At 69.5% G+C, this 24,491-nt stretch carries 23 protein-coding genes; 12 read left to right on the forward strand and 11 right to left on the reverse strand.

Going from position 1 to position 24,491, the window contains the following annotated elements; translation table 11 throughout:
* Positions 1-3 precede the first annotated feature (3 nt).
* The 7 genes from A4R44_RS29465 to tsaE are packed head-to-tail and all read left to right on the forward strand — an operon-like array spanning position 4 to position 7,536.
* A complete protein-coding gene (locus tag A4R44_RS29465; RefSeq protein ID WP_067587957.1) occupies positions 4-1,446 on the forward strand; it encodes an NAD(P)H-hydrate dehydratase in 1,443 nt (480 codons plus the stop codon).
* A gap of 50 nt (positions 1,447-1,496) precedes the next feature.
* Positions 1,497-2,321 (forward strand): DeoR/GlpR family DNA-binding transcription regulator, encoded by an 825-nt coding sequence (locus tag A4R44_RS29470; RefSeq protein WP_067587960.1) that lies wholly within the window; start codon positions 1,497-1,499, stop codon positions 2,319-2,321.
* A complete protein-coding gene (gene xylB / locus A4R44_RS29475) occupies positions 2,311-3,744 on the forward strand; it encodes a xylulokinase (RefSeq protein WP_067587962.1) in 1,434 nt (477 codons plus the stop codon). Before A4R44_RS29470 ends, xylB begins: the two co-directional genes overlap by 11 nt.
* Positions 3,745-3,747: 3 nt before the next feature.
* The gene (locus tag A4R44_RS29480) at positions 3,748-4,848 is read left to right on the forward strand and encodes an ABC transporter ATP-binding protein (protein WP_067587965.1); all 1,101 of its coding nucleotides are present in this window, start codon (positions 3,748-3,750) and stop codon (positions 4,846-4,848) included.
* 29 nt (positions 4,849-4,877) lie between these two features.
* Positions 4,878-5,999 carry an alanine racemase gene (gene alr / locus A4R44_RS29485; RefSeq protein ID WP_067587968.1) on the forward strand — a complete coding sequence of 374 codons (1,122 nt, stop codon included), beginning with the start codon at positions 4,878-4,880 and terminating at the stop codon, positions 5,997-5,999.
* Positions 5,996-7,084, forward strand: a complete 1,089-nt coding sequence (locus A4R44_RS29490) for an alpha/beta fold hydrolase (protein WP_067587971.1) — start codon at positions 5,996-5,998, stop codon at positions 7,082-7,084. The genes alr and A4R44_RS29490 overlap by 4 nt, the downstream gene beginning before the upstream one ends.
* Positions 7,081-7,536 (forward strand): tRNA (adenosine(37)-N6)-threonylcarbamoyltransferase complex ATPase subunit type 1 TsaE, encoded by a 456-nt coding sequence (tsaE, locus tag A4R44_RS29495; protein ID WP_369805954.1) that lies wholly within the window; start codon positions 7,081-7,083, stop codon positions 7,534-7,536. The genes A4R44_RS29490 and tsaE overlap by 4 nt, the downstream gene beginning before the upstream one ends.
* A gap of 66 nt (positions 7,537-7,602) precedes the next feature.
* On the opposite strand, the gene A4R44_RS29500 is transcribed toward tsaE, so the two are convergent.
* The 7 genes from A4R44_RS29500 to A4R44_RS29530 all read right to left on the reverse strand — a co-directional run bounded on the left by A4R44_RS29500 (position 7,603) and on the right by A4R44_RS29530 (position 15,310).
* Positions 7,603-9,006, reverse strand: a complete 1,404-nt coding sequence (locus A4R44_RS29500; protein ID WP_067587974.1) for an MFS transporter — start codon at positions 9,004-9,006, stop codon at positions 7,603-7,605.
* 364 nt (positions 9,007-9,370) lie between these two features.
* Entirely contained in the window at positions 9,371-10,687 is a 1,317-nt protein-coding gene (locus A4R44_RS29505; RefSeq protein ID WP_067587977.1) for a carboxyl transferase domain-containing protein, read from the reverse strand.
* On the reverse strand, positions 10,684-12,105 hold the full coding sequence (locus tag A4R44_RS29510; RefSeq protein WP_067587980.1) for an acyl-CoA synthetase: 1,422 nt from the start codon (positions 12,103-12,105) through the stop codon (positions 10,684-10,686). Before A4R44_RS29510 ends, A4R44_RS29505 begins: the two co-directional genes overlap by 4 nt.
* Positions 12,106-12,214: 109 nt before the next feature.
* Positions 12,215-12,961: an ESX secretion-associated protein EspG gene (locus A4R44_RS29515; protein ID WP_067587983.1), complete on the reverse strand. Its 747-nt coding sequence runs from the start codon at positions 12,959-12,961 to the stop codon at positions 12,215-12,217.
* A 2-nt stretch (positions 12,962-12,963) separates the two neighbouring features.
* Positions 12,964-14,223, reverse strand: a complete 1,260-nt coding sequence (locus tag A4R44_RS29520; RefSeq protein WP_067587992.1) for a hypothetical protein — start codon at positions 14,221-14,223, stop codon at positions 12,964-12,966.
* Positions 14,223-14,825, reverse strand: a complete 603-nt coding sequence (locus A4R44_RS29525; RefSeq protein ID WP_202505523.1) for a DUF3558 domain-containing protein — start codon at positions 14,823-14,825, stop codon at positions 14,223-14,225. The genes A4R44_RS29520 and A4R44_RS29525 overlap by 1 nt, the downstream gene beginning before the upstream one ends.
* On the reverse strand, positions 14,822-15,310 hold the full coding sequence (locus A4R44_RS29530; RefSeq protein ID WP_067587994.1) for a hypothetical protein: 489 nt from the start codon (positions 15,308-15,310) through the stop codon (positions 14,822-14,824). The genes A4R44_RS29525 and A4R44_RS29530 overlap by 4 nt, the downstream gene beginning before the upstream one ends.
* A 493-nt stretch (positions 15,311-15,803) precedes the next feature.
* On the opposite strand from A4R44_RS29530, the gene tsaB reads away from it, so the two are divergent.
* Genes tsaB through tsaD form a run of 3 tightly spaced genes read left to right on the forward strand, consistent with a single transcriptional unit; the run spans position 15,804 to position 17,994 of the window.
* Complete coding sequence (tsaB, locus tag A4R44_RS29535) at positions 15,804-16,469, forward strand: tRNA (adenosine(37)-N6)-threonylcarbamoyltransferase complex dimerization subunit type 1 TsaB (RefSeq protein ID WP_067587997.1); 666 nt, start codon at positions 15,804-15,806, stop codon at positions 16,467-16,469.
* Positions 16,466-16,948, forward strand: a complete 483-nt coding sequence (gene rimI, locus A4R44_RS29540) for a ribosomal protein S18-alanine N-acetyltransferase (protein WP_067588000.1) — start codon at positions 16,466-16,468, stop codon at positions 16,946-16,948. The genes tsaB and rimI overlap by 4 nt, the downstream gene beginning before the upstream one ends.
* Positions 16,948-17,994 (forward strand): tRNA (adenosine(37)-N6)-threonylcarbamoyltransferase complex transferase subunit TsaD, encoded by a 1,047-nt coding sequence (tsaD, locus tag A4R44_RS29545; protein ID WP_067588003.1) that lies wholly within the window; start codon positions 16,948-16,950, stop codon positions 17,992-17,994. Before rimI ends, tsaD begins: the two co-directional genes overlap by 1 nt.
* Here the strand turns inward: tsaD and wecB are convergent.
* The 3 genes from wecB to A4R44_RS29560 form a co-directional block, all read right to left on the reverse strand.
* Positions 17,975-19,138, reverse strand: coding sequence for a non-hydrolyzing UDP-N-acetylglucosamine 2-epimerase (wecB, locus tag A4R44_RS29550; protein ID WP_067588165.1), 1,164 nt, complete (start codon positions 19,136-19,138; stop codon positions 17,975-17,977). The two genes, tsaD and wecB, sit on opposite strands and share 20 nt — an antisense overlap.
* Before the next feature lie 69 nt (positions 19,139-19,207).
* A complete protein-coding gene (locus tag A4R44_RS29555; protein WP_067588006.1) occupies positions 19,208-19,387 on the reverse strand; it encodes an LPXTG cell wall anchor domain-containing protein in 180 nt (59 codons plus the stop codon).
* A gap of 20 nt (positions 19,388-19,407) precedes the next feature.
* Complete coding sequence (locus A4R44_RS29560) at positions 19,408-20,175, reverse strand: choice-of-anchor P family protein (RefSeq protein WP_067588009.1); 768 nt, start codon at positions 20,173-20,175, stop codon at positions 19,408-19,410.
* A gap of 377 nt (positions 20,176-20,552) precedes the next feature.
* Here A4R44_RS29560 and xrtP point away from each other — a divergent pair, with 377 nt between their 5' ends.
* Complete coding sequence (xrtP, locus tag A4R44_RS29565; RefSeq protein ID WP_067588012.1) at positions 20,553-21,059, forward strand: exosortase P; 507 nt, start codon at positions 20,553-20,555, stop codon at positions 21,057-21,059.
* Positions 21,060-21,112: 53 nt separating this feature from the next.
* Positions 21,113-22,441, forward strand: coding sequence for a glycosyltransferase (locus A4R44_RS29570; RefSeq protein WP_067588167.1), 1,329 nt, complete (start codon positions 21,113-21,115; stop codon positions 22,439-22,441).
* 32 nt (positions 22,442-22,473) lie between these two features.
* Here A4R44_RS29570 and A4R44_RS29575 read toward each other — a convergent pair whose 3' ends face one another.
* Positions 22,474-24,387: a peptidoglycan recognition family protein gene (locus A4R44_RS29575; protein ID WP_067588015.1), complete on the reverse strand. Its 1,914-nt coding sequence runs from the start codon at positions 24,385-24,387 to the stop codon at positions 22,474-22,476.
* Positions 24,388-24,491: the final 104 nt, after the last annotated feature.

The following is a 24,491-nucleotide window of genomic DNA, read 5'->3' on the forward strand; positions in this document are numbered from 1 at the left end:
GCCGTGCAGGGAATCTGGACTACAGAACGGATTCGCGCGGCGGAGGCCCTGCTGCTCGCGCGCACTCCGGACGGCGAGCTGATGCGCCGGGCCTCCTTCGGCCTGGCCGCCGAGGTGGCCGGGCTGCTGGCCGAGGACACCGGCGGCGTCTCTGGCCGGCGGGTGGTGCTGCTGGTCGGTTCCGGCAACAACGGCGGCGATGCGTTGTGGGCTGGCGCTTTCCTGCGTCGGCGCGGAGTCGCGGTGGCTGCGGTGCTGCTGAAGCCGGAGAAGGCTCATCCGCCGGGATTGGCTGCGCTGCGGCGATCCGGCGGTCGCGTGGTGTCCATAGCGGACAGTGCACCATGGATCGAACAGGCGGATGTCGTCGTGGACGGCATCATCGGCATTTCGGCTCGCGGCCCGTTGCGCCCGGAAGCGGCCGAACTGGTCGCGCGGATCGAAGCGCCCGTGGTGGCGGTGGATCTGCCGAGCGGTGTCGACCCGGACACCGGCGCGGTCGACGGCCCGCACGTCACCGCCGCGCGCACGGTCACCTTCGGGGCGCTCAAGCCCGTGCATGTGCTGGCCCCGGAGGAATGCGGCGAGGTCGTGCTGGTGGACATCGGCCTGCGGCCCTGGCTGGACGAGCCGGATCTGCACCGCCTTGACCTGGCCGACGTCGCCGAGGTGTGGCCGATCCCCGGCCCGGAGGACGACAAATACACCCAGGGCGTAGCCGGCATCGCGGCCGGATCGGCGACCTACCCCGGCGCGGCGGTGCTCGCGTCCGGGTCCGCGGTCCGCGCGACGGCGGGCATGGTCCGCTACGCCGGGCACGCCGCGGACGTCGTGCGCTCGCGCTGGCCGGAAATCGTCGCGACCGGCTCGGTCACCGACGCGGGCCGGGTGCAGGCGTGGGTGGTCGGCCCTGGCATCGGCACCGGCGGGGAGGGCCGGGAAATCCTGCGGCACATCCTCGGCCAGGGCGTCCCGGTGTGCGCGGACGCCGACGCCACCACGATCATCGCGAACACCCCCGAAGTCCTCGACGCCCGCGACCCGGACACTCCGCTCGTGCTCACCCCGCACGCCGGCGAGTACGAACGCCTGATGGGCCGCCGCCCGGGCGCGGATCGCGTCGCGGCCGCACGGGAGGCGGCGAAGAAGTACGACGCTGTCGTGCTGCTGAAAGGCCACTGCACGGTCGTCGCCGCACCGGACGGCCGCGTCGCGGTGAACACCCCGCGTGGTTCGTGGCTGGCCACCGCCGGTTCCGGCGACGTGCTGACCGGCCTGGTCGGCTCGCTGCTGGCCGCCGGGCTCGATCCGTGGCTGGCCGCCGCGGCTGCCGCGCAGGTGCATTCGCTGGCGGGTGCGCTCGCCGCCGAGGACGTGCCCACCTCCGCGTCCGGCCTCGTCGACGCCATCCCCGCCGCACTCCGGCTGATCCGCGCGACCGCATAGTTATCGAGTTATGTGTTAACTCGGCTCGCGATATCTGGTAAGAACGAGATGTGAGTCGAGACACGCCAGGACGGCCGAAGGCGCGCCCGTCCGACGCCGCGGTGGAGCAGCGGCGGCAGGAGATTCTCGACTACGTCATTGACCAGGGCGAAGCCCGCATCGACGACCTCACCGCCCGGTTCGGCGTGAGCCTCATGACGATGCACCGCGACCTCGACGAACTCGCCGACAAGCGGCTGCTGCGGAAGCTGCGAGGCAAGGTCGAGGCCTATCCGGCGCTCACGATGGAGACCGCCAGCCGGTTCACGCTGCACTCGGCCGAGAAGGAAGCCCTCGCTGACCTGGCGATCCAGCAGGTCGAGCCCGGCCAGGCGGTGTTCGTGGACGACTCCACCACGCTGTTCCCGCTGGTCGAGCGGCTGGCCCGGATCGAGCGCCGCACTGTCATCACCAACTCGCTGCAGGCCGCGCGGCTGCTGGGCACCGGCGTCGAGGTGGTTCTCGCCGGCGGGCATTACGACCCCGAGTACGACTCCTGCTCCGGTCCCGACGTGCTCGCGCTGCTTGAGCGTGTTCGCGTGGACATCGCGTTCGTCTCGGTGAGCGCGGTCGCGGTCGGCAGGCTGTTCCACCCGGTCCGCGACTACGCCGAGCTGAAGAAGGCCGTGCTACGCGCCGCGAACCGCAATGTGCTGGTGCTCGACCATTCGAAGTTCGGCCGCACCGCGACCTACGCGCACGGCACCGTCGGCGATTACGACCTCCTGATCACCAGCGAAGCCACTCCCACCGAGGAGATCGAGGCGGCGCTGAACGAAGGAACGGCGGTCGAGACCGCGGAGTACGTCGAGGAGGGGCAGCCCTATGACAGCTGAGCTGGTGGCCGGGGTCGATTCGTCGACCCAGTCAACCAAGGTCGTGGTCTGCGACGCACGCACGGGCGAGATCGTGCGCACCGGCCGGGCACCGCACCCGGACGGCACCGAGGTCGACCCCGCAGCGTGGGCGCAAGCGTTTGCGGACGCCACTCGCGACGTCCTCGACGGCGTGCAGGCCATTGGCGTCGGCGGTCAGCAGCACGGCATGGTCACGCTCGACGAGGCTGGCGAGGTTGTCCGGCCGGCGTTGCTGTGGAACGACACCCGCTCCGCGCAGGCGGCCAAGGACCTCACCGACGAGCTGGGCGGACCCGGGGTCTGGGCGAAGTCGGTCGGACTGGTGCCGGTCGCGAGCTTCACCGTCACCAAGCTCCGCTGGCTCGCCGAGCACGAACCGGAGAACGCCGACCGGGTCGCACGCGTTCTGCTGCCGCACGACTGGCTCACCTGGCGGTTGCTCGGCCAGCCGGAAACCGCGGTGACCGACCGCGGCGACGCCTCCGGCACCGGCTATTTCTCGCCCACGGACAACACTTACCGCCCCGACGTGCTCGCGCACGCGTTCGGCGGCCGCACCCCGGATCTGCCGACGGTGCTCGGTCCGTCCGACGTCGCCGGGCACACCAGCGACGGCATGCTCGTCTCCGCAGGCACCGGCGACAATATGGCCGCCGCCCTCGCGCTCGAACTGGCCCCGGGCGATGCGGTGATCTCGATCGGCACCAGCGGCACGGTTTTCGGCGTCACCGAGACCGGCGCGGCGGACGCGAGCGGCCTGGTCGCCGGATTCGCCGACGCCACCGGCCGGTTCCTCCCGCTGACCGCCGCCCTCAACGCCGCCCGCGTGCTGACCGCGGGCGCGGCGATGCTCGGGGTCGACCTGGCCGAGTTCGACCGGCTCGCGCTGGCCGCCGAACCGGGCGCGGGCGGCCTCACGCTGCTGCCGTACCTCGATGGCGAGCGCACCCCGAACCTGCCCGGCGCGACCGGTTCGCTGCACGGTCTGACCAGGGCGAACATGACGCCGGAGAACGTCGCGCGGGCGACCGTCGAGGGCATGGTCTGCGGGTTGGCCGCCGGACTCGACGCGGTGCGCGCGCAGGGCATGGCCGTGAAACGCGTGCTGCTCATCGGCGGCGGCGCGCAGTCCGCCGCGGTGCGGGCGATCGCGCCGATCGTGCTCGGCCTGCCCGTCGTGATCCCCGAGGTCGGCGAGTACGTCGCGCTCGGCGCCGCCCGGCAAGCCGCCTGGGCGCTCGGCGGTGCCACCGAGCCGCCCGCGTGGGCCGGGACCAAAAACCAGCTCGTCTTGGGCGAGCCAGCCGGGGCGCTGCGCGCCGCGAGCATCGAGATCCAGCAACGCCACCTCGACGCGCGCGAGGCCGCGCACGGGGTTTCCGCGAAATTGGGAGAGGACTGACCGATGGCCAGCATCACCTACGACAAGGCGACCCGGCGCTACTCCGGGACGGAGCGTCCCGCGGTCGACGCGCTGGACCTGGAGATCGCCGACGGCGAGTTCCTCGTGCTGGTCGGGCCGTCGGGCTCGGGCAAGTCCACCGCGCTGCGGATGCTCGCCGGCCTGGAGGACATCGACGAGGGCGCGGTCTGGATCGGCGACCGCGACGTCACCCAGCTGCCGCCGCGTTCGCGCGACATCGCGATGGTGTTCCAGAACTACGCGCTGTACCCGCACATGTCGGTCGCGCAGAACATGGGCTTCGCGCTGAAGATCGCCGGGCGGCCCGCGTCGGAGATCAAGCAGAAGGTGCTCGACGCGGCGAAGCTGCTGGACATCGAGCAGTACCTGGACCGCAAGCCGAAGGCGCTGTCCGGCGGTCAGCGGCAGCGCGTCGCGATGGGCCGTGCGATCGTGCGCGAGCCGCAGGTCTTCCTGATGGACGAGCCGCTGTCGAACCTCGACGCGAAGCTGCGTGTCTCGACCCGTACGCAGATCGCCGCGCTGCAGCGCCGGCTCGGCGTCACCACCGTGTACGTGACCCACGACCAGGTCGAGGCCATGACGATGGGTGACCGCGTCGCCGTGCTGTCGGACGGTCTGCTCCAGCAGTGCGACACCCCGCGCGCGCTGTACGACCGGCCCGCAAACGTTTTCGTCGCGGGCTTCATCGGCTCCCCGGCGATGAACCTGGTCGCCGCGAAGCTCACCGCGGACGGTGCCGAGGTCGGCGGCGTGCAGGTGCCGCTCAAGCCCGAGGTCCGGTCCGCGGCCGACGGCGACATGGTCACCATCGGTTTCCGCCCGGAGTCGCTGGAGGTCACCACCGACACCGACGGCTCGCTGCCGATCAAGGTCGAACTGGTCGAGGAGCTGGGCTCGGACGCTTACGTCTACGGCAAGCTCGGCGCCGGCGTCGAGGAGAGCGCCGAGGGTTCGTCACGCAACGTGGTCGCCCGCGTCGACCCGCGTACGCCGCCCGGCATGGGCGACACCCTGCACCTGCGGATCCGTCCGGACGAGCTGCACGTGTTCTCCGGCACGTCCGGGCAGCGTCTCTCCTGAGCCGATAGCGTGGGAAACTGGCAGTCGTTATGACTGCCAGTTCTCCGCACGCCGAGACCGTGGTCGATCTCGGCGCAGTGCGCCACAACGTTTCCCTGCTGGCCGCCCGGGCCACCGGCGCGGCCGTGATGTGCGTGGTCAAGGCCGACGGATACGGCCACGGCGCGGTCCCCGTCGGGCGCGCCGCGGTCGAGGCCGGGGCGAGCTGGCTCGGCACCTGCTCGCTGCGGGAAGCCCTCGACCTGCGGGCCGCGGGCCTGTCCGTGCGGCTGTTCAGCTGGCTGGACGTGCCGGAACTGGATTTCACGCCCGGCATCGAGGCGGATATCGACCTTGGCGTCAGCTCGCTCGGCGAGCTGGCCCGGGTCGACGCCGCGGCGACGCGTGCCGGAAAGCGCGCCCGTGTGCACCTCAAGATCGACACCGGGCTGAGCCGCAACGGCTGCCCGCCCGCCGGCTGGCCGGCACTGGCCGAGGCGGCGGCCACGGCGCGCGGTGTCGAGGTCGTGGCCATCTGGTCGCACCTGGCCTGCGCTGACGAGCTGGGGCACGCGTCGATCGACGCACAGGCGAAGCTGTTCGCCGAGGCCTACGACGCGGCGCGTGCCGCTGGTCTCGACCCGATCCGGCATCTGGCGAACTCCGCGGCCACGCTCACCCGGCCCGACCTGCATTTCGACCTGGTCCGCCCGGGTATCGCGATGTACGGCCTCAACCCGGTGCCCACCGACGACGACCTGCGTCCGGTGATGACCTTCCGTTCCACCGTGGTGCTCACCAAGCCGCTGGCGGCTGGCGAGTCCGTCTCCTACGGGCACACCTGGACCGCGCAGGAGGACACCACGCTCGCGCTCGTGCCCGCCGGATACGCCGACGGGGTGCCGCGCACGCTGTCCGGCCGGATGGACGTCTGGCTGGGCGGGAAGCGGCGGCCGGTCGTCGGGCGGGTCTGCATGGACCAGCTCGTGGTCAACGTCGGCAACGAGGACGTGCCCCAGGTCGGCGACGAGGTCGTGCTGTTCGGATCAGGCCGCTCCGGCGAGCCGACCGCGCGCGAATGGGCGGACAAGCTCGGCACCATCGACTACGAGATCGTCACCTCGATGTACCGGCCGCGCGTGCACCGCCGATACGTGGGGGAGCGGGAGTGATTCCTTCGGCCCGGCTGTGGGCGATTGCTGGCGGAGTCGGAGCGGTCGTGACGGGTGCGGCAGCGGCAGTCGTCGCGTCGCAGCAACGCAAACCGACCGAGGACCCGTTCGCCGAGGAGCCGCTAGGCGAGCTGAAGCCGGACAGGACGTCCACTGTCGCGGCTGAAGACGGTACGCCGCTGTCGGTCGAGGAGATCGATCCTGAGGACGGCGAGAAGCCGGAGCTGACTCTCGTCGGCGTACACGGCTTCGCGCTTTCACGGCGCTCGTGGCACTTCCAGCGCCGCGACGTCGCTTCGCTGCGGCTGCCGCGCGTACGGCAGGTCTACTACGACCATCGCGGCCACGGTCTGTCCGGCGAAGCCTCCACGGAGACGTCGACGATCGAACAGCTCGCGCACGATCTCGACAGCGTGCTGCGCGCGATAGTGCCCGAAGGACCGATCGTCCTCATGGGACATTCCATGGGCGGCATGGTCATCATGGAGCTGGCCGCGCAACGGACAGACCTCTTCGCGGACCGCGTGTGCGGAGTTGCCTTCATCGCGACCGCGGCGGGCGAAGTGGGTGCGCGCGGGTTGCCGAGGCCGTTGCTGTCCAAGTACAACCCGCTCACGCGCGGCGTCGGCGAGCTGGCCGGGTGGCAACCCGGGTTGGTGGAGTTCGTGCGCGCAGCCGGTGGTCAGCTGACCCGGCAGGCAGTGCGCCGGCTCGCGTTCGGCAGCCGCGACGTCTCGCCGCGCCTGGTCGACTTCATGCTGGAAATGCTCGCGGTGACGCCGGTGCGCGGGCTGATCAACTTCGTGGACACTCTCGGCAGCCACAACCGCTACGCTGTGCTTGCCGGGCTGAAACACGCGCAAGTGCTGGTCATCGGCGGCGATTCGGACCGCTTCACGCCGTTCGCGCATGCCGAGCGCATCTTTGAAGAGCTGCCGGACGCCGAGCTGGTGCGCGTGCGCGGAGCCGGGCACATGGTGCAGCTCGAACAGCCCGAGCTGGTGAACAGCCATCTCATCGACCTGCTGCAGCGCTGTGGGGGCAGCGCCGCGCCGAACCGGCGAAACTGGTGGTGGACAAGGTGATTCTGGAAACCCCCGAGGACACGATGGCCTTCGGGCGGACGCTGGGCGCGGCCCTGCGTGCGGGCGACCTGGTGCTGCTGGACGGTCCGCTCGGGGCCGGGAAAACGACGCTGACCCGCGGGATCGCGGACGGTCTCGGCGTCGGCGGCCGGGTCAGCTCGCCGACCTTCGTGCTGGCGCGGGTGCACGCCGCGGGGGCGGCCGGGGTCCCGCTGATCCACGTGGACGCGTACCGCCTCGGCGGCGACCTGTCCCAGTTGGACGACCTCGATCTGGACACTGACCTGCAATCGTCCGCGGTGGTCGTCGAGTGGGGCGAGGGCAGTGCGGAGCGGCTGTCCGAGAACCACCTGGTCATCCGCCTGACCCGGCACGACGACGACACCCGGACCCTCGTGCTGGAACCGCACGGCTCCTGGACCGCCCGGGTCGACGAACTGCAAGCGGCCTGAAAGCCGGGAAGGACTCCTTGCCGGAATCAGATTCCCGCAAGGAGTCCTTCACCGCTGGTCAGGCGATTACCGCCCGGCCGTGGCTTCCTCGCTGGCGGACAGCGAAGGAGCCGAGCCCGGCAACGGTTTCCTCGCCGTCTCCTTCAGCTTCAGCAGCGTGAGCACGCCGACCACGCCGGCGATCATCAGGTAGTACCCCGGCCACTTGAGATCCCCGGTGGCCAGCACCAACGCGCTCATCACCAGCGACACCGTCCCGGCGAACGCGGACACGAAGATGTTGAACGAGATCGACAGCCCGCCGTAGCGGACCTCGGTCGGGAACAGTGCGGGCAGCGTGGACGGACAGGTCGAGGAGAAGCAGATCAGCAGCAGGCCCATCAGGACCAGGCCGAGCAGCACCGAGATCAGCGAGCCGCTCTTGAGCAGCAGCACCATCGGCAGGCCGAGCACGATCAGCCCGCCCGCGCCGACCCACAGGATCGGCTTGCGGCCGTACTTGTCGCTGAGCTTGCCGAGCAGCGGGATCAGCAGCACGCCCAGCCACAGCACGCCGATCTGCAGCCATTCCGCGGCGGTGGCCGAGATCGCCTGTCCGCCGTTCTCGGACATGGTGCGGTCGTCCTTGAGATAGGTCGGCATGTAGCTGGTGAGCATGTAGTTGGTGACGTTCCAGGTCACCACGAGCCCGCCGGCCAGCAGCATCGTCGGCCAGTACTTCGAGAAGATCGTCCGCACCACGTGCTTGGCCTCGGAGTCCTCGCGCTTGCCGGACTCGTCGAGCAGCTGCTGGAATGCCGGCGTCTCCTCAAGCTTGGTCCGCAGGTAGACCCCGACGATGCCGAGCGGGAGCGCCACCATGAACGGGATCCGCCAGCCCCAGGTGTCCATGAAGGCCGGGGTGGAAACCAGCGGGAGCACCGACGAGACGGTCGCGCCCAGCGCGTACCCGATGAAGGTGCCGAACTCCAGGAAGCTGCCGAAGTAGCCGCGGCGGCGGTCCGGGCTGTACTCGGCGATGAACGTCATCGCGCCGGCGTACTCGCCGCCGGTGGAGAAGCCCTGGAGAACCCGGGCGCAGACCAGCAGGATCGGCGCGGCCAGCCCGATCGAGGAGTACGACGGGATCAGTCCGATGAGGAACGTGCCGGTGGCCATCAGGATGACCGTCACCGCGAGCACCTTGGTCCGGCCGATCCTGTCCCCGAGCGGGCCGAAGAACAGGCCGCCGAGCGGACGCACCAGGAACGCCACGGCGAAGGTCGCGAACGTCGCGAGCTGGGCCAGCGCGGGATTGCCGGGTGGGAAGAACTGCGCCTCGATGGTGGTGGAGAGGTAGCCGTAGACCCCGAAGTCGAACCACTCGGTGATGTTGCCGACCGCGGCCGCGCCGACCGCCCGGCGCATTGTCGCGTCGTCCGTGACGGTGGCGCCGCCCGACGGCCCCCTCCCGTCTGCTGCCTCTGTCACATCGCTCCCTTCGCGTTTGCAGGACTCCCTGCGCAGAGCCCCCGACCTCACCTACCGCGAGCAGTCCAAAGCCTAACGTGATACGTCTCACTCCCGCTCGGGGGTAGCGCAGGTAACGCAGACCGGGGAGCATGCGTTATAGCAGGTAGATACCTGTAAAACCCCATCAACTCGCACACGTCGGCCAGCGGATCACCCGGATTCGCCGACGGTATCGACGTGTGCAACCCGTGAGGAGGAGCCGCAATGACGGCAGTATTCGTGGCCATCGCAAGCTGTGCAACCGCGGGAGTCGCTGTAGCGGCCACCCTCGCGTCCTACGCGCAGCGCAAGTGGCGGGTCCGCGCCGTCGAGGCGTGACCCGTCAGGACTCGACGATTCCGAGTGCCAGGCCGAGGCCGACCAGATCCTGCGGGCGCAACCGCAGCTGGTCGGCCACGGCCGGCACTTCGGTCATCGGGCGTTTCAGGATCGCCGCCGCGGCTTCCGGGGAAGTGACCGAGAAGTAAGCGTCCGGGGCGATCCACGTCGCGCCCGAAGCGGCGAAAGCCAGCGCACCACCCGAACCGCCCTCGCCGATCACCAGCGTCGTGACCGGCACCGCGGCGGTGGCGATCGCCTCGAACAGCTCCGCGATCGCTGGTCCGATCCCGCCTTCTTCCGCTTCCGTGTCGTTTGCCGCGCCGGGAGTGTCCACCAGAGTCAGCACCGGAATCCCTAACCGGGACGCCAGCCGGACGAGTCGCTCTGCGGTGCGGAAACCGGCCGGACGCGTCGCGGTGCCGCACTGTGCTGCGTACGCGATCGCGCGGCCGTCTCGCCAACCGAAGCCACATTGGACGCCTTCGTCCACGTGACCGGCACGGTCGCCTTGTACGTTCTCTCGCCAGTCGAAGTACGCGTCGAGGTACTCGGGTGCACGCGCTCGCGAAGAAGCGCGCGCCGCACGTACGGCGTCCCAGCCGGTTTCGGGCAGCGCGGTGTCGCGAAGGGCGTTCGGCGGGGGAGCAGGCTCTGTCGACGGCGAGGCCAACAGCTGTAGCCAGCGCGCGAGTACGTCTCCCAGCTCCGCTGTTTCAACGAGACGGTCGACTTGGCCCCACTCAAGCTTCGCTTCGACGGTGTACGCCTCTGCCGGAGACGTTGCAGGCCGTACGCGGGAGCCTGCGAAGCCCACTTGCGCGTCCGGCAGTCCCAACACGACGTCGGAACCGGCGCCGAGCGTCGCCCAGCCGCCGCCGGTCGACGGGTCGCGGAGAACGGAAATCTGCGGGACGCCCGCCGCGCGCGCTTCCGCGGAGGCGCGCGCGATTCGTTGGAGCTGGGAAAGCGCGCGCATGCCGTGCTGCATCCGGCTGCCGCCAGTCGCGACCAGCGAAACCACTGGCAGTCCACGCTCTTTCGCGTGGGCGAAGGCGGCTTCGACGCGGTCGCCGGTCTGCTGTCCGATCGAACCGCCGAGGAAGCCGAACTCCCAGGCGATCAGCACCGTGGGCACGTCGCCGATGCGCGCTTCCCCGACGACCACCGATTCGGTTTCGCCAGTGCGCGCGGCGGCCGCGGCGCGAGCCTCCGGATACCCCGGCCAGCCGAGCGGATCGTCCGCCGGGGTGTCCGCGACGGGCAGATCGGCGAACCCGGTGGAGAGGCCGGCCAGCAGCTCGCGCGCGGTGGTCCTCATCCCAGCGCTCGCTTCATGACTTTGCCCATGTCGTTGCGCGGCAAGGCATCCAGGTATCGCACGACGCGCGGCCGCTTGTGCGGGGCGAGCAGCTTCGACACGTGGCCGGCGAGGTCCTCCACGGTCGGGCGTTCGCCGTCCGGCACGACCCACGCGACGATCCGCTCGCCGAGGTCGTCGTCCGGTTCGCCGGTCACCGCCACCTCGGCGACGTTCGGGTGTTCCAGCAGCGCGTTCTCGATCTCGCCCGCGCCGATCTTGTAGCCGCCGCTCTTGATCAGGTCGGTGGCCTTGCGGCCGACGATCCGGACGTAGCCGTCGGGGTCGCGGGTGGCCATGTCGCCGGTGCGGAACCAGTCGCCGTCGAGCGCGGCGGCGGTCGCGTCCGGGCGGTTGAGGTATTCGGTGAACAGATTCGGCCCGCGGACCTGGATCTCGCCGACCACGCCGGGTTCTTCCACCGCGGCCCCGGACTCGTCGACCAGCCGAAGCTCGACCCCGGCGAGCGGGACGCCGACCGAACCCGGCTTGCGCTCGCCGTCGGCGCGGACGCTGGTGTTCATCAGGGTTTCGGTCATGCCGTAGCGCTCCACGACCTGCTGTCCGGTCGCGGCGGTGATCCGCTGGTGGTCGTGCACCGGCAACGCGGCCGAGCCGGAGACCAGCAGCCGCGCGGACTTGAGCGCGTCAGCGAGGGCTTCGTCGGCCGCGACCGCTTCGGCGATCCGGTGGTACATCGTCGGGACGCCGAACAGCATCGTCGCGCCGTTCGCGAGTTCCTCGGTGACGCCTTCGAGGGAGAACCGGCCAAGGTGGCGGACCGAGCCGCCGCGGCGCAGCGGACCGAGGATGCCGAGGATCAGGCCATGGACGTGGAACAGCGGCAGGCCGTGGACGAGCACGTCGTCGGCCGTCCACTGCCAGGCGTCCTCAAGCGCGTCGAGTGTGGTCGCGATCGCGCGACGGGGGAGTACGACGCCCTTGGGCGGACCGGTCGTGCCCGAGGTGTAGACGATGAACGCGGGCGCTTCGGCGTCCGGCTCGCCGGCCGGCGGCTTCCCGTCGCCCGCCAGCGGAATGTCGTGTCGCGGCAGGTCAAGCGCGGCAGGCAGTTCGACGCCGGGCTCGGCGAGCACCAGCGCGGGCTCGCTGTCGGCGAGGATGTGGCCGAGTTCGCGCTCGCCGATCTTGGGGTTGAGCGGCACCACCGGAACCCCGGCGAGCAACGCGGCGACCACCGCGACGCTGGTGTGCGGCGTCGGCGTCGCCCACACCGCGACCCGGCGGTCTCGCGGCAGCTCGGCGGCCAGCGCCCCGGCGACCGCGCCGAGTTCGGCGTAGCTGAGTTTTCGGTCGCCGAAGCGCAGCGCTTCCTTGCCGGATCCGGCGGCGACTGCGGGAAACAGCGGATCGGGCACTTTCGCGGACCTCCTGCGTCACCGGCACCTGGAACCGCACCGTACCGCCTTGTGGCGGTCGCCACCTGCGACGCGATTCACAGCTCCGGATTGTCCGGGGTACCCAGGTTCAGGCGAGATTGTCGAGCAGCGCGCGCACGCGCTCGACCATCGTTTCGGGCCGGGCCGGTGCGACGTTCACGTACCGCTCGCCGCCGTCGGTTTCGGAGAAGGAGAACAGGTAACGCCCGTGCTCGGTGTCGTAATACGTGCAGATGTCGCGCCCGCTGATCCGCCGCCCGCCGAGCCCGTCGCGGACCCCCGCGGTGATCTGCCCGCCGCCCACCCTCGGCAACGCGGCGACGTCAAGCAAATGCCGCACATCCTGGCGGGCCGGACCGCCGTCGATAGCCAGGTTCAACGCCGATTCCGGCACCGACACCGCCTGCCCCTGCGCAGGCTGGACGCGCGGCAACTCCCGGATCAGATCCTCGGCCAGCGCCTCGGCTCGGGCCGGCCGCACCACCACCGTGCTGGTGGAGGGCATGTGGCAAGCGAGCACCCCGTCCTTGCCTAGTGCCGCGACAACCAGCCGATACCGCCGATCCCGCCCGCTCTCGACGGTCGCCGAAAGTTCGCTGGCCCCACGGCACAACACGGTCATGGTCCGGACGAACGTCTCGTCCAGACCGCCGCGACCCCACACACCTTGGTCGGCCATGGCGCTCACCGCGGCTTCGCGGTACGCGCGCGTCTCCTCGGGGTCGCGCCAAAGCGGGTCGGGCGCGAGCGCCGCCGGGAGCGAAACCCCAGCCAGTTCCGCCGCGAGGGGCAGGCAGTCGGCAGGGAGCACCAGCTCACGGGCGAGCACGAGCATCGTCAGAGCCCGATCACCGGCGGAACCGCCTTCGGAAGGTCCCCGATGAGCGCGGCGTCGGGATCCTGCTCGACCAGGTAGTCGGCGGTCTCGTGGACGAGGTCTTCTTCCACTTCGCCCTTCTGGCCGCGGCCCATCGCGCCCGCACCCATGCCCGACGCCCCGGCACGCCCGGTGGCTCCCGCCGCCGCTCCGCCTCGCGCGGTCCCTTCTGCGTTGCCGAAGGGACCGGTGCCGGTCCCCGCTCCTCGGCCGACGTTGCTACCCGCGTTGCCGCTGCCGTTGCTGCCCGCGTTGCCGCCGCCGGTTCCCGGGATCCCCGGTGTGTACAGACTGCTGCCGCCCCCGCCGGTGGTGTTGGGGTTGCTGCTGTTGAACGACCAGGAGTTGGGATTGCTGGTGCTGTTGGGGTTGTTGGTGCTCGTCAGGTCCGGCGGAACGTAACTGGACGTCCGGGTGTCGTCGGGCAGGTTGTTGTGCGGCGGAACGTATTTGCCCGGCGTCTCCGGCGGATTGCTGTGCGGCGGAGACACCGGGTCCCACCGGTGGGTGTCCGAAGGCGGCAACGTTCCCGGCGGCCCAGTGCGATCGCCGGAGTGGTCGCGGTGGGTGGTGTCGCTGCCGGTGCTGCCGCCGACGTAGCCGCCCTCGGAATGGGTGCCGCCGGGGCCGCCCGGGGTGTAGTGCGTGGGCAGATGCGCGGTGCCGGTGCCGCCGGGCTGGGTGATGGTGAAGTCACCGCCAGCGGAGGGGAGAGCCAGCTGCCCGTATTGCGACGGGTCCGCCCAGCGAGCGGAGTTGTCCGTCGATTCCCCGTGATAAGACTCGTAACTGCTGACGACTTCTTGCGCTTTTTTGTTCCACGCATCGATTTCGTCGGAACGGTTGGAGAGGAAAGACAACGGAGTGTCGCTGACCCAGTCGTCCGCCGGTTTGTCCCCGAGATCGCCGACCGACGCGATCTTGTCGCGCAGTCCGTCGAAGGAACCGCCCTGACCGGAGTAGAGCGCCTGCGCTTGCGCGAGGTGCTGGCCACTGGTCTGGGAAGCCTGGACCAGTGGCCCAGCCCCAACGTATGCCCGACCGGCGGCGTCGCCTTTCCAGTACTCGTCCATCGAGCTCTGAAGCTGCCGCATTTCGCTGGCGATGTCCTCGTGCTGAGAGGAGAGGGCCGCCGACTGGTCGGAACCGTGGAACATGCCGCCGGAACCCTTGCCCGATTTGACCAGGTGAACGATTTCCTGCGGGGAAAGGTTAGCCATCAAGCACCTGCCTTGAGAGTGGTGACGGCAGCGGTCGCGGTTTTCGCTGCCAGCGCGCACGGGTCGTTGTAGCCGGGGAACGATTTGTCGAGCAGCACGGAGGCGGTGAAGGTTTCGTCGTCTTTGATTCCGACGGCGATTTGGCAGCCGCCGCGTTTCCGGTCGTCGGTTGTACCCGCGAAGACGGCGGGGTAGCCGTTGACGTCGGGGGCGGCTTCGAAGTATCCGGATTCGCTGTCGGCGTTGGTGTAGGCGCCGGCGAGGCCGCCTTGGCCGGGAAGCAGCCCGAGGCCGACGCTGTTGTCCCTGTCGTCGTACCAGGTGCACAGCGGTGCGACGAGGCCGTTGCCCTGCCGGTGGCGGACGGCGTTGATGACCTCGGTTGCCTGGGCTTGGCTGAGCAGCGCGCAGGGGTTCTGCTCGTATTTGGTCGCGTCGAGCGGGTTGCTCACCTTGGGCACGCTGCGCGTGGTGCTCGTCGGCGCGGAGGACGACTCGGGTGTCGCTGGAACCGGAGTTCCCGGGGTTGAGGAACAAGCGGTGGCAGCGAGAAGGAGGAGGCAACCTGTCGTGGCGAGAGTAATGGGCTTCACGCAGGTCATCCTTGCTTGCGCAGGCTGCTGGTGTTGGCTTGGTCCTGCTCTTCGTACTTGGCGATTGCGTCTTTCAACTTGAGCGCGTAGCCCTTTGCGTACTCCTGCTGCTGCAAGCTCGCTACGTAGGCATCGGCGTGGCCGTCAGCGGCCTTCTTTTGGAGCGTGCTGGCCGGGTCGTCGGCTGGCGGAGGCACGATTTTCAACTGACCGCCTGCTCGCACCATGTCGCTGAGCTTGTCCGCGATCTCCTGCCACCTGGGCTGCAGCTTCCGCATCGCGTCGACGTCCATGTTGAACCCGCCGCCCGCCGCCGCGGCGTTGACCTTCGCGTCTTCAGCCGCGCGCTGCTGGTAGGCGCGCACGCCGTTGGAGTTCATCGCTTCGCCGAACTGCTTGTCCTGGCGGTCGCGCCTGGCCTGCTCTTCCGGGTCGACATACCCCGCGCGACCGTCCGCCGGCTGGCTGCTGCTGGACGACTGCCCATTGCCCACGATGACGCTTCCCCTCGCTCCCGGCGGCACTGTCTGCGACTGCCGATGCTCTGACTGAGCTTAATCGGTCGAGGTTCCGCGTGCGGACAAAATCCCCCAAGCCGGGCAGGTGTCAGGAACCTGCCCGGAGGGTGGCGACGACCGGCGTTGCCGCATTCAGGGCGACCGCGCAGGGGTCGTATTTTGGTAGACGGTGGCGAGGCCGCCCTTCCCGGGGAGCAGGACGATGGCGAAGAAGCTGTTTCGCGGTCGTTCCAGGTGCAGACCGGGGCTACCTGGCCGGCGATTTTGCGGTTGCGGACCGCGTTGAAGACCTCGGCGGCCTGGGGAGCAGAGCACCAGGGTTCTGTTCGTATTTCCGCACATTGAGCGGCTGGGTCACCTGCGGCACCTCAGGTGGCACAGCTTCGTCACGGAACGTATCTTCCTGGACCCCGGAGACCGCCCCGCCCGCTCCCCGGTCCCCTTCGGACCAGAGCTATCCTGGGAAATCGTGCTGGTATTGGCGATCGACACGGCTACTCCGGCGGTGACGGCGGGCATCGTCGCCGTCGACGAGGCTGAGCTTGTCCCCCGGGCGGATCGCGTCACGGTGGATCCTCGGGCGCACGGCGAGCTGATCGCCCCGCATGCGCTGGCTGCTGCGGAGGAGGCCGGGGTCACGCTCCGCGAACTCGACGCGATCGTGTGCGGCGTCGGGCCGGGCCCATTCACCGGGCTGCGGGCTGGCATGGCCACGGCGGCTGCGTACGCGCACGCGCTCGGCATTCCGGCGTACCCGGTGAGCAGTCTCGACGCGATCGCGGCTGACGTCGTACGCACGGAGAAGCCGTTTCTCGTCTTCACGGACGCGCGGCGCCGCGAGGTCTACTGGGCTGCGTACGACGCTTCGGGTGCGCGCACGGACGGTCCCCACGTACAGCGGCCCGCGGACATCGAGACTGACATTCGTGTCGCGGCGGGCGACGGGGCGTTGCAGTACGCGGCAGCGGTGGGCGTGGTGCCGATCGAGCCGCGGTTTCCGTCGCCGGCTGGGTTGGTGCGCGTTGCGCGTACGGCGCTTCTTGAGCGCGCTGAGCCGGAGCCGTTGACGCCGCTGTACCTGCGTCGTCCGGACGCTGTCGAGCCCACGGCGCGCAAGAGGGTGACTGCACTGTGAAGCTCGACCAACTGCGCCGCGCAGACGTCGCGAGGTGTGCGGAGATCGAGAAGATCCTCTTTCCCGGCGACGATCCATGGAGTGCGCGTGCGTTCCATTCCGAGCTTGACCAGGGGCATTACTACCTGGCGGCGCGGTCGGATGACGGGGAGACGCTGCTCGGGTACGCGGGGCTCGCGGTGGTCGGACGGCGCGGTGACTACGAAGCGAGCGTCCACACGATCGGTGTCGTGCCCGAGGCTCAAGGGCAGGGCATCGGCAAGGCGCTGCTTCGTGCGTTGCTGACGCGTGCTGACGAGTTGCACGCGGCGGTCTTCCTCGAAGTGCGCACGGACAACGACCCCGCTGTGAATCTGTACGAGGCGCACGGTTTCCAGAAACTCGGCATCCGGAAGCGCTACTACCAGCCTTCCGGTGCGGACGCGTTCACCATGGCCCGCCCCGCGCAGGCCCCGGCACGAGACGAGGTGGTCGGCTGATGGCGCGCGTCATCATGGGTATCGAAAGTTCCTGCGACGAGACCGGGGTCGGCCTCGTCCGGCTGCACGACGACGGCACGGTGGAACTGCTCGCTGACGAGGTCGCGTCCAGTGTGGACCAGCACGCTCGCTTCGGCGGTGTCGTGCCGGAGGTTGCCAGCCGTGCGCATCTCGAAGCGATGGTGCCGACGGCGGAGCGCGCGTTCGCCACGGCGGGGCTGAAACTCTCCGATGTGGACGCGATCGCGGTGACGGCCGGACCGGGTCTCGCTGGTGCCTTGCTGGTGGGCGTTTCGGCGGCGAAGGCGTATGCGACCGCGCTTGACGTGCCGCTGTACGGCGTGAATCACCTTGCCGGCCACATCGCGGTGGACACGTTGCAGCACGGCCCGTTGCCGAAGCCGGTGTTGGCGTTGCTGGTTTCCGGCGGGCACACGCAACTGTTGCGAGTGGACGACATCGCGTCGGGCATCACCGAACTCGGGTCCACTGTGGACGACGCGGCGGGCGAGGCGTACGACAAGGTCGCGCGTGTGCTGGAGCTGCCGTATCCGGGCGGGCCGCCGATCGACAAGGCGGCCAAGCAGGGCAACCCGAAGGCGATCGCGTTTCCGCGCGGGATGACCGGTCCGCGCGACGCGAAGTTCGACTTTTCCTTCTCTGGCTTGAAAACGGCGGTGGCACGCTGGGTGGAGAACACCGAGCGCACCGGCGACCCGGTGCCGGTGAACGACGTCGCGGCGTCCTTTCAGGAAGCGGTCGCGGACGTGCTCACCGCGAAGGCGATCCGTGCCGCGCGCGAACAGAACATCGGTACGTTGGTGATTTCGGGTGGCGTGGCAGCGAATTCGCGGCTTTCGGAGTTGGCGGCGGAGCGGTGCGCGGAGGCTGGCATTGAGCTGCGCGTGCCGCGGCCGCGCTTGTGCACGGACAACGGCGCGATGATCGCGGCGTTGGGTGCGCACGTGGTGGCGGCCGGTCGATCCGTGGCACCGCTGGACTTCTCAGCGAACCCGGGGCTGCCGGTCAATGTTGTGTCCCTTTAGGACTCACGAGAGCGGCGGAGCTGACGGACACCCCCAGCAACGCCTCGATCGCCGAAGCTGACTGCGCGGCGGCGGAACCGTTTCCGTACGGATTAGCTGACGTGGCAGCGTTAATCTCACCGCGGAGAATGCGTGCGGCGGTGTCGGCGATCAGCTCGGTGTCGGTGCCGACCAGCCAAGCGCAACCGGCTTCGACGGCCTCCGGGCGTTCCGTGGTGTCACGCAACACCAGTACCGGCGTGCCGAACGTCGGCGCTTCCTCTTGGATACCACCGGAATCCGTCAGCACGAGCGAGGCCAACCGCAGCGCGCGCACGAGGTCTGGATACTCCAGCGGCTCAGTGACGGTCACTCGCGCGACTCCGCCCAGCACCTCCTCGACCTGTTCCCGCACAGCCGGATTCGGATGCACCGGGAACAGCACCTGCACGCGCGGATGGGCATCGACGATCTGGCGCACCGCAGTCAGCGTGCGCGTCAACGGTTCGCCCCACGACTCGCGGCGGTGCGACGTCACCAGCACCAACTGCTCGCCTGCTTCGGCGATTCCCATCTCCAGCAAGGCAAGCGCCGGATCGCGCGCGGGCAAGTCGCGCGCCGCCACCGCGAGCACGGCGTCGACGACGGTGTTGCCAGTACGCGTGATCCGCTCCGAAGGGACGCCCTCGGCCAGCAAAGCCGCGCCCGCGGCCGCCGTCGGGACCAGGTGCAGTGCGGCGATCCGCGAGATCATCTGCCGCGTTCCCTCCTCGGGGAACGGCGCCGCCAAGTCGTGCGTACGCAGTCCGGCTTCGAGGTGCACCACTGGAATGCCGAGCCAGAACGCGGCGAGCGCGCCGGCCAGTCCGGTGGTGGTGTCGCCTTGCACGACGACCGCCGACGGCTGGTAGCGGCGCAGCGCGGCGTCGAGCGCGGGCAGCAGGCCGGACACCAGTTCCGCCTGCGTGCCGGACACCCGCGGCGGCAGGTCGAGCCACGCGTCGATCCCGACCTCGAACGGGGCCAGTGCCTGTTCGACCATGCCTTGGTGCTGACCGCTGTGCACGACCAGCGGCCGCAGCCCGGGCCGGGCCTCCAGGGCCAGTGCGAGCGGCGCGAGCTTCACCGCCTCCGGGCGCGTCCCGGCCAGCAGCATCACGTCCAACGTTTTCACCCTTTCGAGTGTCCCGGAAATCCGGGCTGCCGACGGGAGCACGCCGGCAGCCCGGATTCTTCAGCCGTCCAGGCGGGAGAACCGCCGATTCCGGCGGCGGACGGCGATCAGTGCGGCGATCCCGAGGATCACCAGCGCCACGCCGACCGCGAGCCACCAGCCGACGTCGGCGCCGGTGGCGGCGAGGGTACCCACCCCGCCACCGGCGACGCCGACCCCGGCGCCAGGCATCTTGTACATCGATCCATCACCTCACCGGGTCAGGCAGCCGAACGACGCCGGGAGACGCGCAGGCCGACCGGCACCGCGATCGCGGCGACCACGCCGAACCCGATCCACATGCCTGCCCCCGAGGCGAGCGGCATCGGCGGAGCGGCCGGGCCGCAGGTCGCCGACGACAGGATCACGTCGCCCGAGCCGAGCGCGCCCAGCGCGTCGCCGCCGAGCAGCTTCAGGTGCAGGGCGTTGACGGTGAGGCTGCCGTCCTTGTTCTTGATCTGCTCGTTCAGGATCAGCGTCGCCACGTGCAGCGGGCCGACCTGGACCTTCAGTTCGGTGTTCGCCGCCGGGTTGGCGTCGACCTTGCCGAGGCTGCCGAGGCTGGCGCCGGCCAGCGTGCTGGAGCCCTTGACGCCTTCCTGGGTCGCGGTGCAGACGGCTTCGACCGCCTTCACCCCGACATTGCCGACCGCGACCTTGAGCAGCGGCAGCCCGACGTCGGCGACGGACGCTTTCGCCGTGACCGCGCCGGAGTTGTCGTCGCGCACAGCGGACGTCTTGATCACGCCGGTGGTCAGCACGCCGGGCACGTTCGCGGAAACCGCGGTGCTTTCGGTCGGGCCGTTGGTGTTCGCGGCCGCGAGCGGGCCGAGATGCACCGCGGGCTGGCCGAGCAGCGTCACGTTGACGTCGACGCCGTAGGCCGACCCGTCGCCGGGAGCGGCGCTGGCCGGAGCTGCTCCGGCCAGGGCGATGCTCGCCACGACAGCGGCGAGCAGGCCGCCTCGTCGCACGAGGTGTCTCTTCACTGGTCCTCCGAATTTTCTCAGGGCGAGCCGCTGCGCGGACTAAACCCGCTGAGCAAGAGTCGGCACGCGGATCGGTTATCGGCGGACGTTTCCGAAATAGCACAGCTTTTTCGCTGAATCACCAGATCGGGTGATAATAAATTCGACTTTCCCCAGGTCGTGTGAAGTATCACCCTAACGGACTAGCAAGCTTGCGTAAGAATATGCCGAAAGCTGCTCGGGTGTCCCCGGAAAGGGGCTGCCCGGCGAAGGGCGGAAGCTGCCGCGGACACGACCGTGGCCGGGTCCGCCCTGGTTCCGCTGGGTTTCTTCTTGAGAGGGTCGTCGTGACAGCAGTCAACGCGCCGGTGTCAGGCGCATCCCGGTTTCCGCTGCGTATGGCGGTGCTCGGGGTGCTCGCCGCGGGGGTGGTGCTGGTGCTCGTGGAACGCGGGTACCGGGAACTGGAGGTGCGACTGGCTGGGGTGATCCTCCGGGTTATCACCTCATCGGGGGTCTATGTGGCCGGAAACCGGGAATCGGTCTACTTCGGGTTGTCCGGCGATACTCCATTCGGGTTGCGGATGACTCCGGAATGCTCGTCGGTTTTCCTTCTTCTACCGCTGCTATTAGTGACCGCCGCACTTCTGTGGTTCCGGCCACAGAATGCCCGGAGGCTGTTTTTCTCGCTGGGAATTTCCGCGATCACGGTGATTCTGGTTAATCAGTTACGAATTCTCACCATCGTCGGGCTGGTCAACGGGCTCGGCACCGACGAGGGCTACTACTGGGGCCACACGCTGCTCGGCTCGCTGGTCAGCGTCATCGGCGGCGCGATCTCGCTGGTGCTGTTCGTGTGGCTGGCGACGAAGAAGACGAAGGCCGAGAAACGGGCCGCGGCGTGAGTGGTTCCGGCCTGAAGATCCTGCTGTCGGTCACGCAGGCGTTCGCGCTCACCATGAGCGTCGCGTTCCTGGTGTACGTCGTGGTGATCGTCGTGCCGTACCTGCGCCGCAAGCCCGCTCCGGTCGGCGACCCGGCCGACTTCTCCTGGCACTTCTTCGTCCCCTGCCGCGACGAGGAGGTGGTGATCCGCGAGACGGTGAAGTACCTGCGCAGCACCTTCCGCCGCGCGCACGTGTGGGTCGTGGACGACGACTCCGACGACCGCACCGCCCGCGTCGTGCGCTCGGTGTGGCGGCGCAACGGCGGCTACGACCCGAATCTGCACCTCGTCGCCCGTCAGCGCCCAGAAGCGCGTACGGGCAAGGGAGACGCGCTCAACGCCGCCTACCGCGAGCTGGACGACTGGCTCGGTCCAGGTGCGGATCGGGACCGCGTGGTGGTCGTAGTGGTCGACGCGGACGGCCGTCCTGCGCCGAACTGTCTCGAAGTGTGCGCGGCAGACCATCTGTTCGGCGACGAAACCGTTGGCGCCGTTCAGCTCGACGTCCGGATGAGCAACTTCCGCAGCCGTCCGCCCGGCCGCACGTGGTTCTCCCGCGCCTTCGGACTCAAGCTCGCCCAGCTGCAGGACTTGGAGTTCCGCACCGCGATCGCGGCGATCCAGACCTCCCGCGGCTTCACCGGCACGATCTCCATGGGCGGCAACGGGCAGTTCACCCGGCTGTCCGCATTGGACTCGATCGCGGGCGGCGAACTGGCCCCGTGGCGCGGTTCGCTGCTGGAGGACTTCGAACTCGGCGTGCACCTGCTCACCGCGGGCTGGCGCACCGGGTTCACGCCGGATTCGCATGTGGCGCAAGAAGGTCTGTACAGCCTCCGCCGGTTCCTGGTGCAGCGCACGCGCTGGGGTCAGGGAACCATGCAGTGCATGCGGTACCTGCGCCGGATCTGGGACTCGCCGCACGTGTCCACTTTGGGCGCCGCGGAAATGATGTACTACCTGGCGCAGCCGTGGATGCAGCTGCTCGGCTCGCTGCTGTACCCGGTGCCGTTCATCCTGCTTCTGGTGAGCACCGCGGGCGATCCCGGCCAGGTGTGGACGTGGTTCACCGGCGGGGCTTGGATTCTCTTCGCGATCTACGGTTCGTTCGGGCTGCTGCCGTTCGTCGTGTGGGGTCCGATTTACCAGATGAAATGCTTGCGCAGCAAGAATGTTGTGCGTGGGGTGGGGATGGGGCTGCTGTACGCGGCTTACATCTACACCTTCTACATCACGTCTTGGCGGGCGTTGTTCCGGCTGGTGCGCGGGCGTAACGGGTGGGCTAAGACTCGGCGTAATACGGAGGCCGGCGCGGGGGTCAAGGTGGCTCTGGACTCGTGAGTGGCGATCCCGGTTCTCGCCGGGATCGCCACTCACGAGGGTTCGAGGTCGACGTCGTCGCGGCTGACGTACGCCACGCGGTGGCCGAGCTGGATTTCCACGTACTTCGCCTTGCCCCGCACGACCTTGTTGGTCGCGACGTCGAAGGACGCCGAGTAGTACTCCGAGCCGGTCAGCCCGCCGACCGAGTACTTCTGGCCCGCGCCGAGCTGGTACGGCAGCGGCATGAGCTCCTGCACCGGAATGTCCTTCGGATACGCACTGGCCTCCGGGTACGCGCTCCCGTAGACCGGCACGGTCGGCTTGCCCTCCTTGGGCGTCGCGACGAATCCGTCCGCCGGATACGCGGTCGGCGCGTCGCCCGGGTTGCGGAACCAGCCCTTCTGGCCGAGGTACCAGATCGCGGTCCAGTCGCCGCGGGTGTCCGCGACGGCGTACTTCTGCCCGGTGGCCGCGCGGCTGCCGATGTCCGCGACGTCCATTGTGGATGGTTCAGGCCCGTGCAGGCCCGCATCGGACAGCAGCGGCGCGGACTCGCTCGGCGCGGTGCGCAGCACGACCGATCCCGAACTCCGCTCCGGGCAGGGGTTTCCGGACCCGATCTGGTCGCAGCCGGTGAACGCCGGGCGGTTGGCGGAGAACTGCGGATCGATCATGACCAGACTGGAATCCGGTTCGCCCTCGTGCTCCAGGGGAGCGCCGAGCAGGGCGAAGTAGTGCGCCCAGTCCCAGTACGGACCCGGGTCCCAGTGCATGCTCTTGATCTTGTCCGCGTTCGGGCCGGGCACGTTGTCGTGGCCCAGGATGTGCGCCCGGTCCAGCGGAACGCCGAAGCGGTGGGCGAGGTAGCGCACGAGCTTCGCGGACTGGCGGTACATCGCCTCGGTGAACCAGGTGCCCTGCGCGGCGAAGCCCTCGTGCTCGACGCCGAGGGATTTTTCGTTCAGGTACCAGTTCCCGGCGTGCCAGGCGACGTCCTTGGTCGGCACGTGCTGGGCGACCTGGCCGTCTGAGGAGCGGACCGTGTAGTGCCACGCGGTCTGACCGGGGGTCTGGGCCTGCTTCAGCACCGAGTCCCAGGTGCCCTCGGTGTCGTGGATGACGATGTAGTCGATCTTCTGGTCGCGTGGCCGGTCGGCCTTGTCGTAGTTGCCGTAGCTGTCGCCGATCTTCTGGAACGGCGCGGGCGCCGATTCGCAGGACAGCGACCTCGGGCACTCGGTGGCCGGCGGCTTCCCAGCACGCAGGCCGAGGCGGTCCGCCTGCGCGCGGTCCGGCGTGAGGCCGAATGTCGCGGCGAGTTTGACGGCCTGGCCGTCGTCGGTCGTACGCGTGACGCCGCTGGTGATGGTGGCGAAGACCTCGTTGGCGAAGGTGCGCGCGCCGGTGACGTCCTCGGAGCCGCTGTATCGCGCGACGGCTCCGTACCAGTCCTTCGCGTTGTCGCTCTTGACGCCCAACTCTCGCTGGTACTCGGCCAGCAGCGCCGCGCCGCCGCGGATGTTCGCTTCGGCGTCCGTACGGAGCTTCGCCGCGTCGGTGTGCAGCAGCTCAGCGGCCTTGTCGATGGTTTGGCTGCCGGGCGGGGGAGTCGGAGCTTCGAGCGTCCGCAGGCGCAGGGGCGGACGGGAGCCGTCGCCGCGGGGGTCTTCGCCGGGGTGGTCGAATTCGCTGGTCCGCAGGCCGGTGGTGCGGACGTCGGTGAGGTGCATCGGGCCGTACCCGGCTGCGGTGCTGGGCGCGCCGGAATGAGTGTCCCAGCGGGATTCCAGGTACGAGACGGCCAGCAAGACGTCCACCGGGACGCCGTATTCGGAGGCAGCGTCGGCGAAGGCCCGCTGGCGGGCTTCGTTGGCGGGCTGTGCGGAGGCGGGCGCGGAGACCGCGACTAACGCCAGCAGCCCGGTGGTGGCAGCGGCCAGCCGCCACGGGAGTGAGCGAAGCATAGGAGGACTCCAGGGGTGGGATGCCTGTCTGTGCGGATCCAACCAGTCGCCGGGGGACTTGGTGGGGATTATCCGCCCGGATGGGGCGGCGATGTCTTGGCCGT

This window comes from Amycolatopsis sp. M39 (assembly GCF_001651785.1).
In the GTDB taxonomy this organism is placed as follows: domain Bacteria; phylum Actinomycetota; class Actinomycetes; order Mycobacteriales; family Pseudonocardiaceae; genus Amycolatopsis; species Amycolatopsis rubida.

Excerpts from the sequence above, each read along its gene's own strand:
- xylB (WP_067587962.1), top strand. The coding sequence starts at position 2,311 with ATGACAGCTGAGCTGGTGGCCGGGGTCGATTCGTCGACCCAGTCAACC.
- A4R44_RS29480 (WP_067587965.1), top strand. The coding sequence starts at position 3,748 with ATGGCCAGCATCACCTACGACAAGGCGACCCGGCGCTACTCCGGGACG.
- alr (WP_067587968.1), top strand. The coding sequence starts at position 4,878 with ATGACTGCCAGTTCTCCGCACGCCGAGACCGTGGTCGATCTCGGCGCA.
- A4R44_RS29505 (WP_067587977.1), bottom strand. The coding sequence starts at position 10,687 with ATGAGGACCACCGCGCGCGAGCTGCTGGCCGGCCTCTCCACCGGGTTC.
- A4R44_RS29515 (WP_067587983.1), bottom strand. The coding sequence starts at position 12,961 with ATGCTCGTGCTCGCCCGTGAGCTGGTGCTCCCTGCCGACTGCCTGCCC.
- A4R44_RS29520 (WP_067587992.1), bottom strand. The coding sequence starts at position 14,223 with ATGGCTAACCTTTCCCCGCAGGAAATCGTTCACCTGGTCAAATCGGGC.
- A4R44_RS29525 (WP_202505523.1), bottom strand. The coding sequence starts at position 14,825 with ATGACCTGCGTGAAGCCCATTACTCTCGCCACGACAGGTTGCCTCCTC.
- tsaD (WP_067588003.1), top strand. The coding sequence starts at position 16,948 with ATGGCGCGCGTCATCATGGGTATCGAAAGTTCCTGCGACGAGACCGGG.
- A4R44_RS29555 (WP_067588006.1), bottom strand. The coding sequence starts at position 19,387 with ATGTACAAGATGCCTGGCGCCGGGGTCGGCGTCGCCGGTGGCGGGGTG.
- xrtP (WP_067588012.1), top strand. The coding sequence starts at position 20,553 with ATGGCGGTGCTCGGGGTGCTCGCCGCGGGGGTGGTGCTGGTGCTCGTG.
- A4R44_RS29570 (WP_067588167.1), top strand. The coding sequence starts at position 21,113 with ATGAGCGTCGCGTTCCTGGTGTACGTCGTGGTGATCGTCGTGCCGTAC.
- A4R44_RS29575 (WP_067588015.1), bottom strand. The coding sequence starts at position 24,387 with ATGCTTCGCTCACTCCCGTGGCGGCTGGCCGCTGCCACCACCGGGCTG.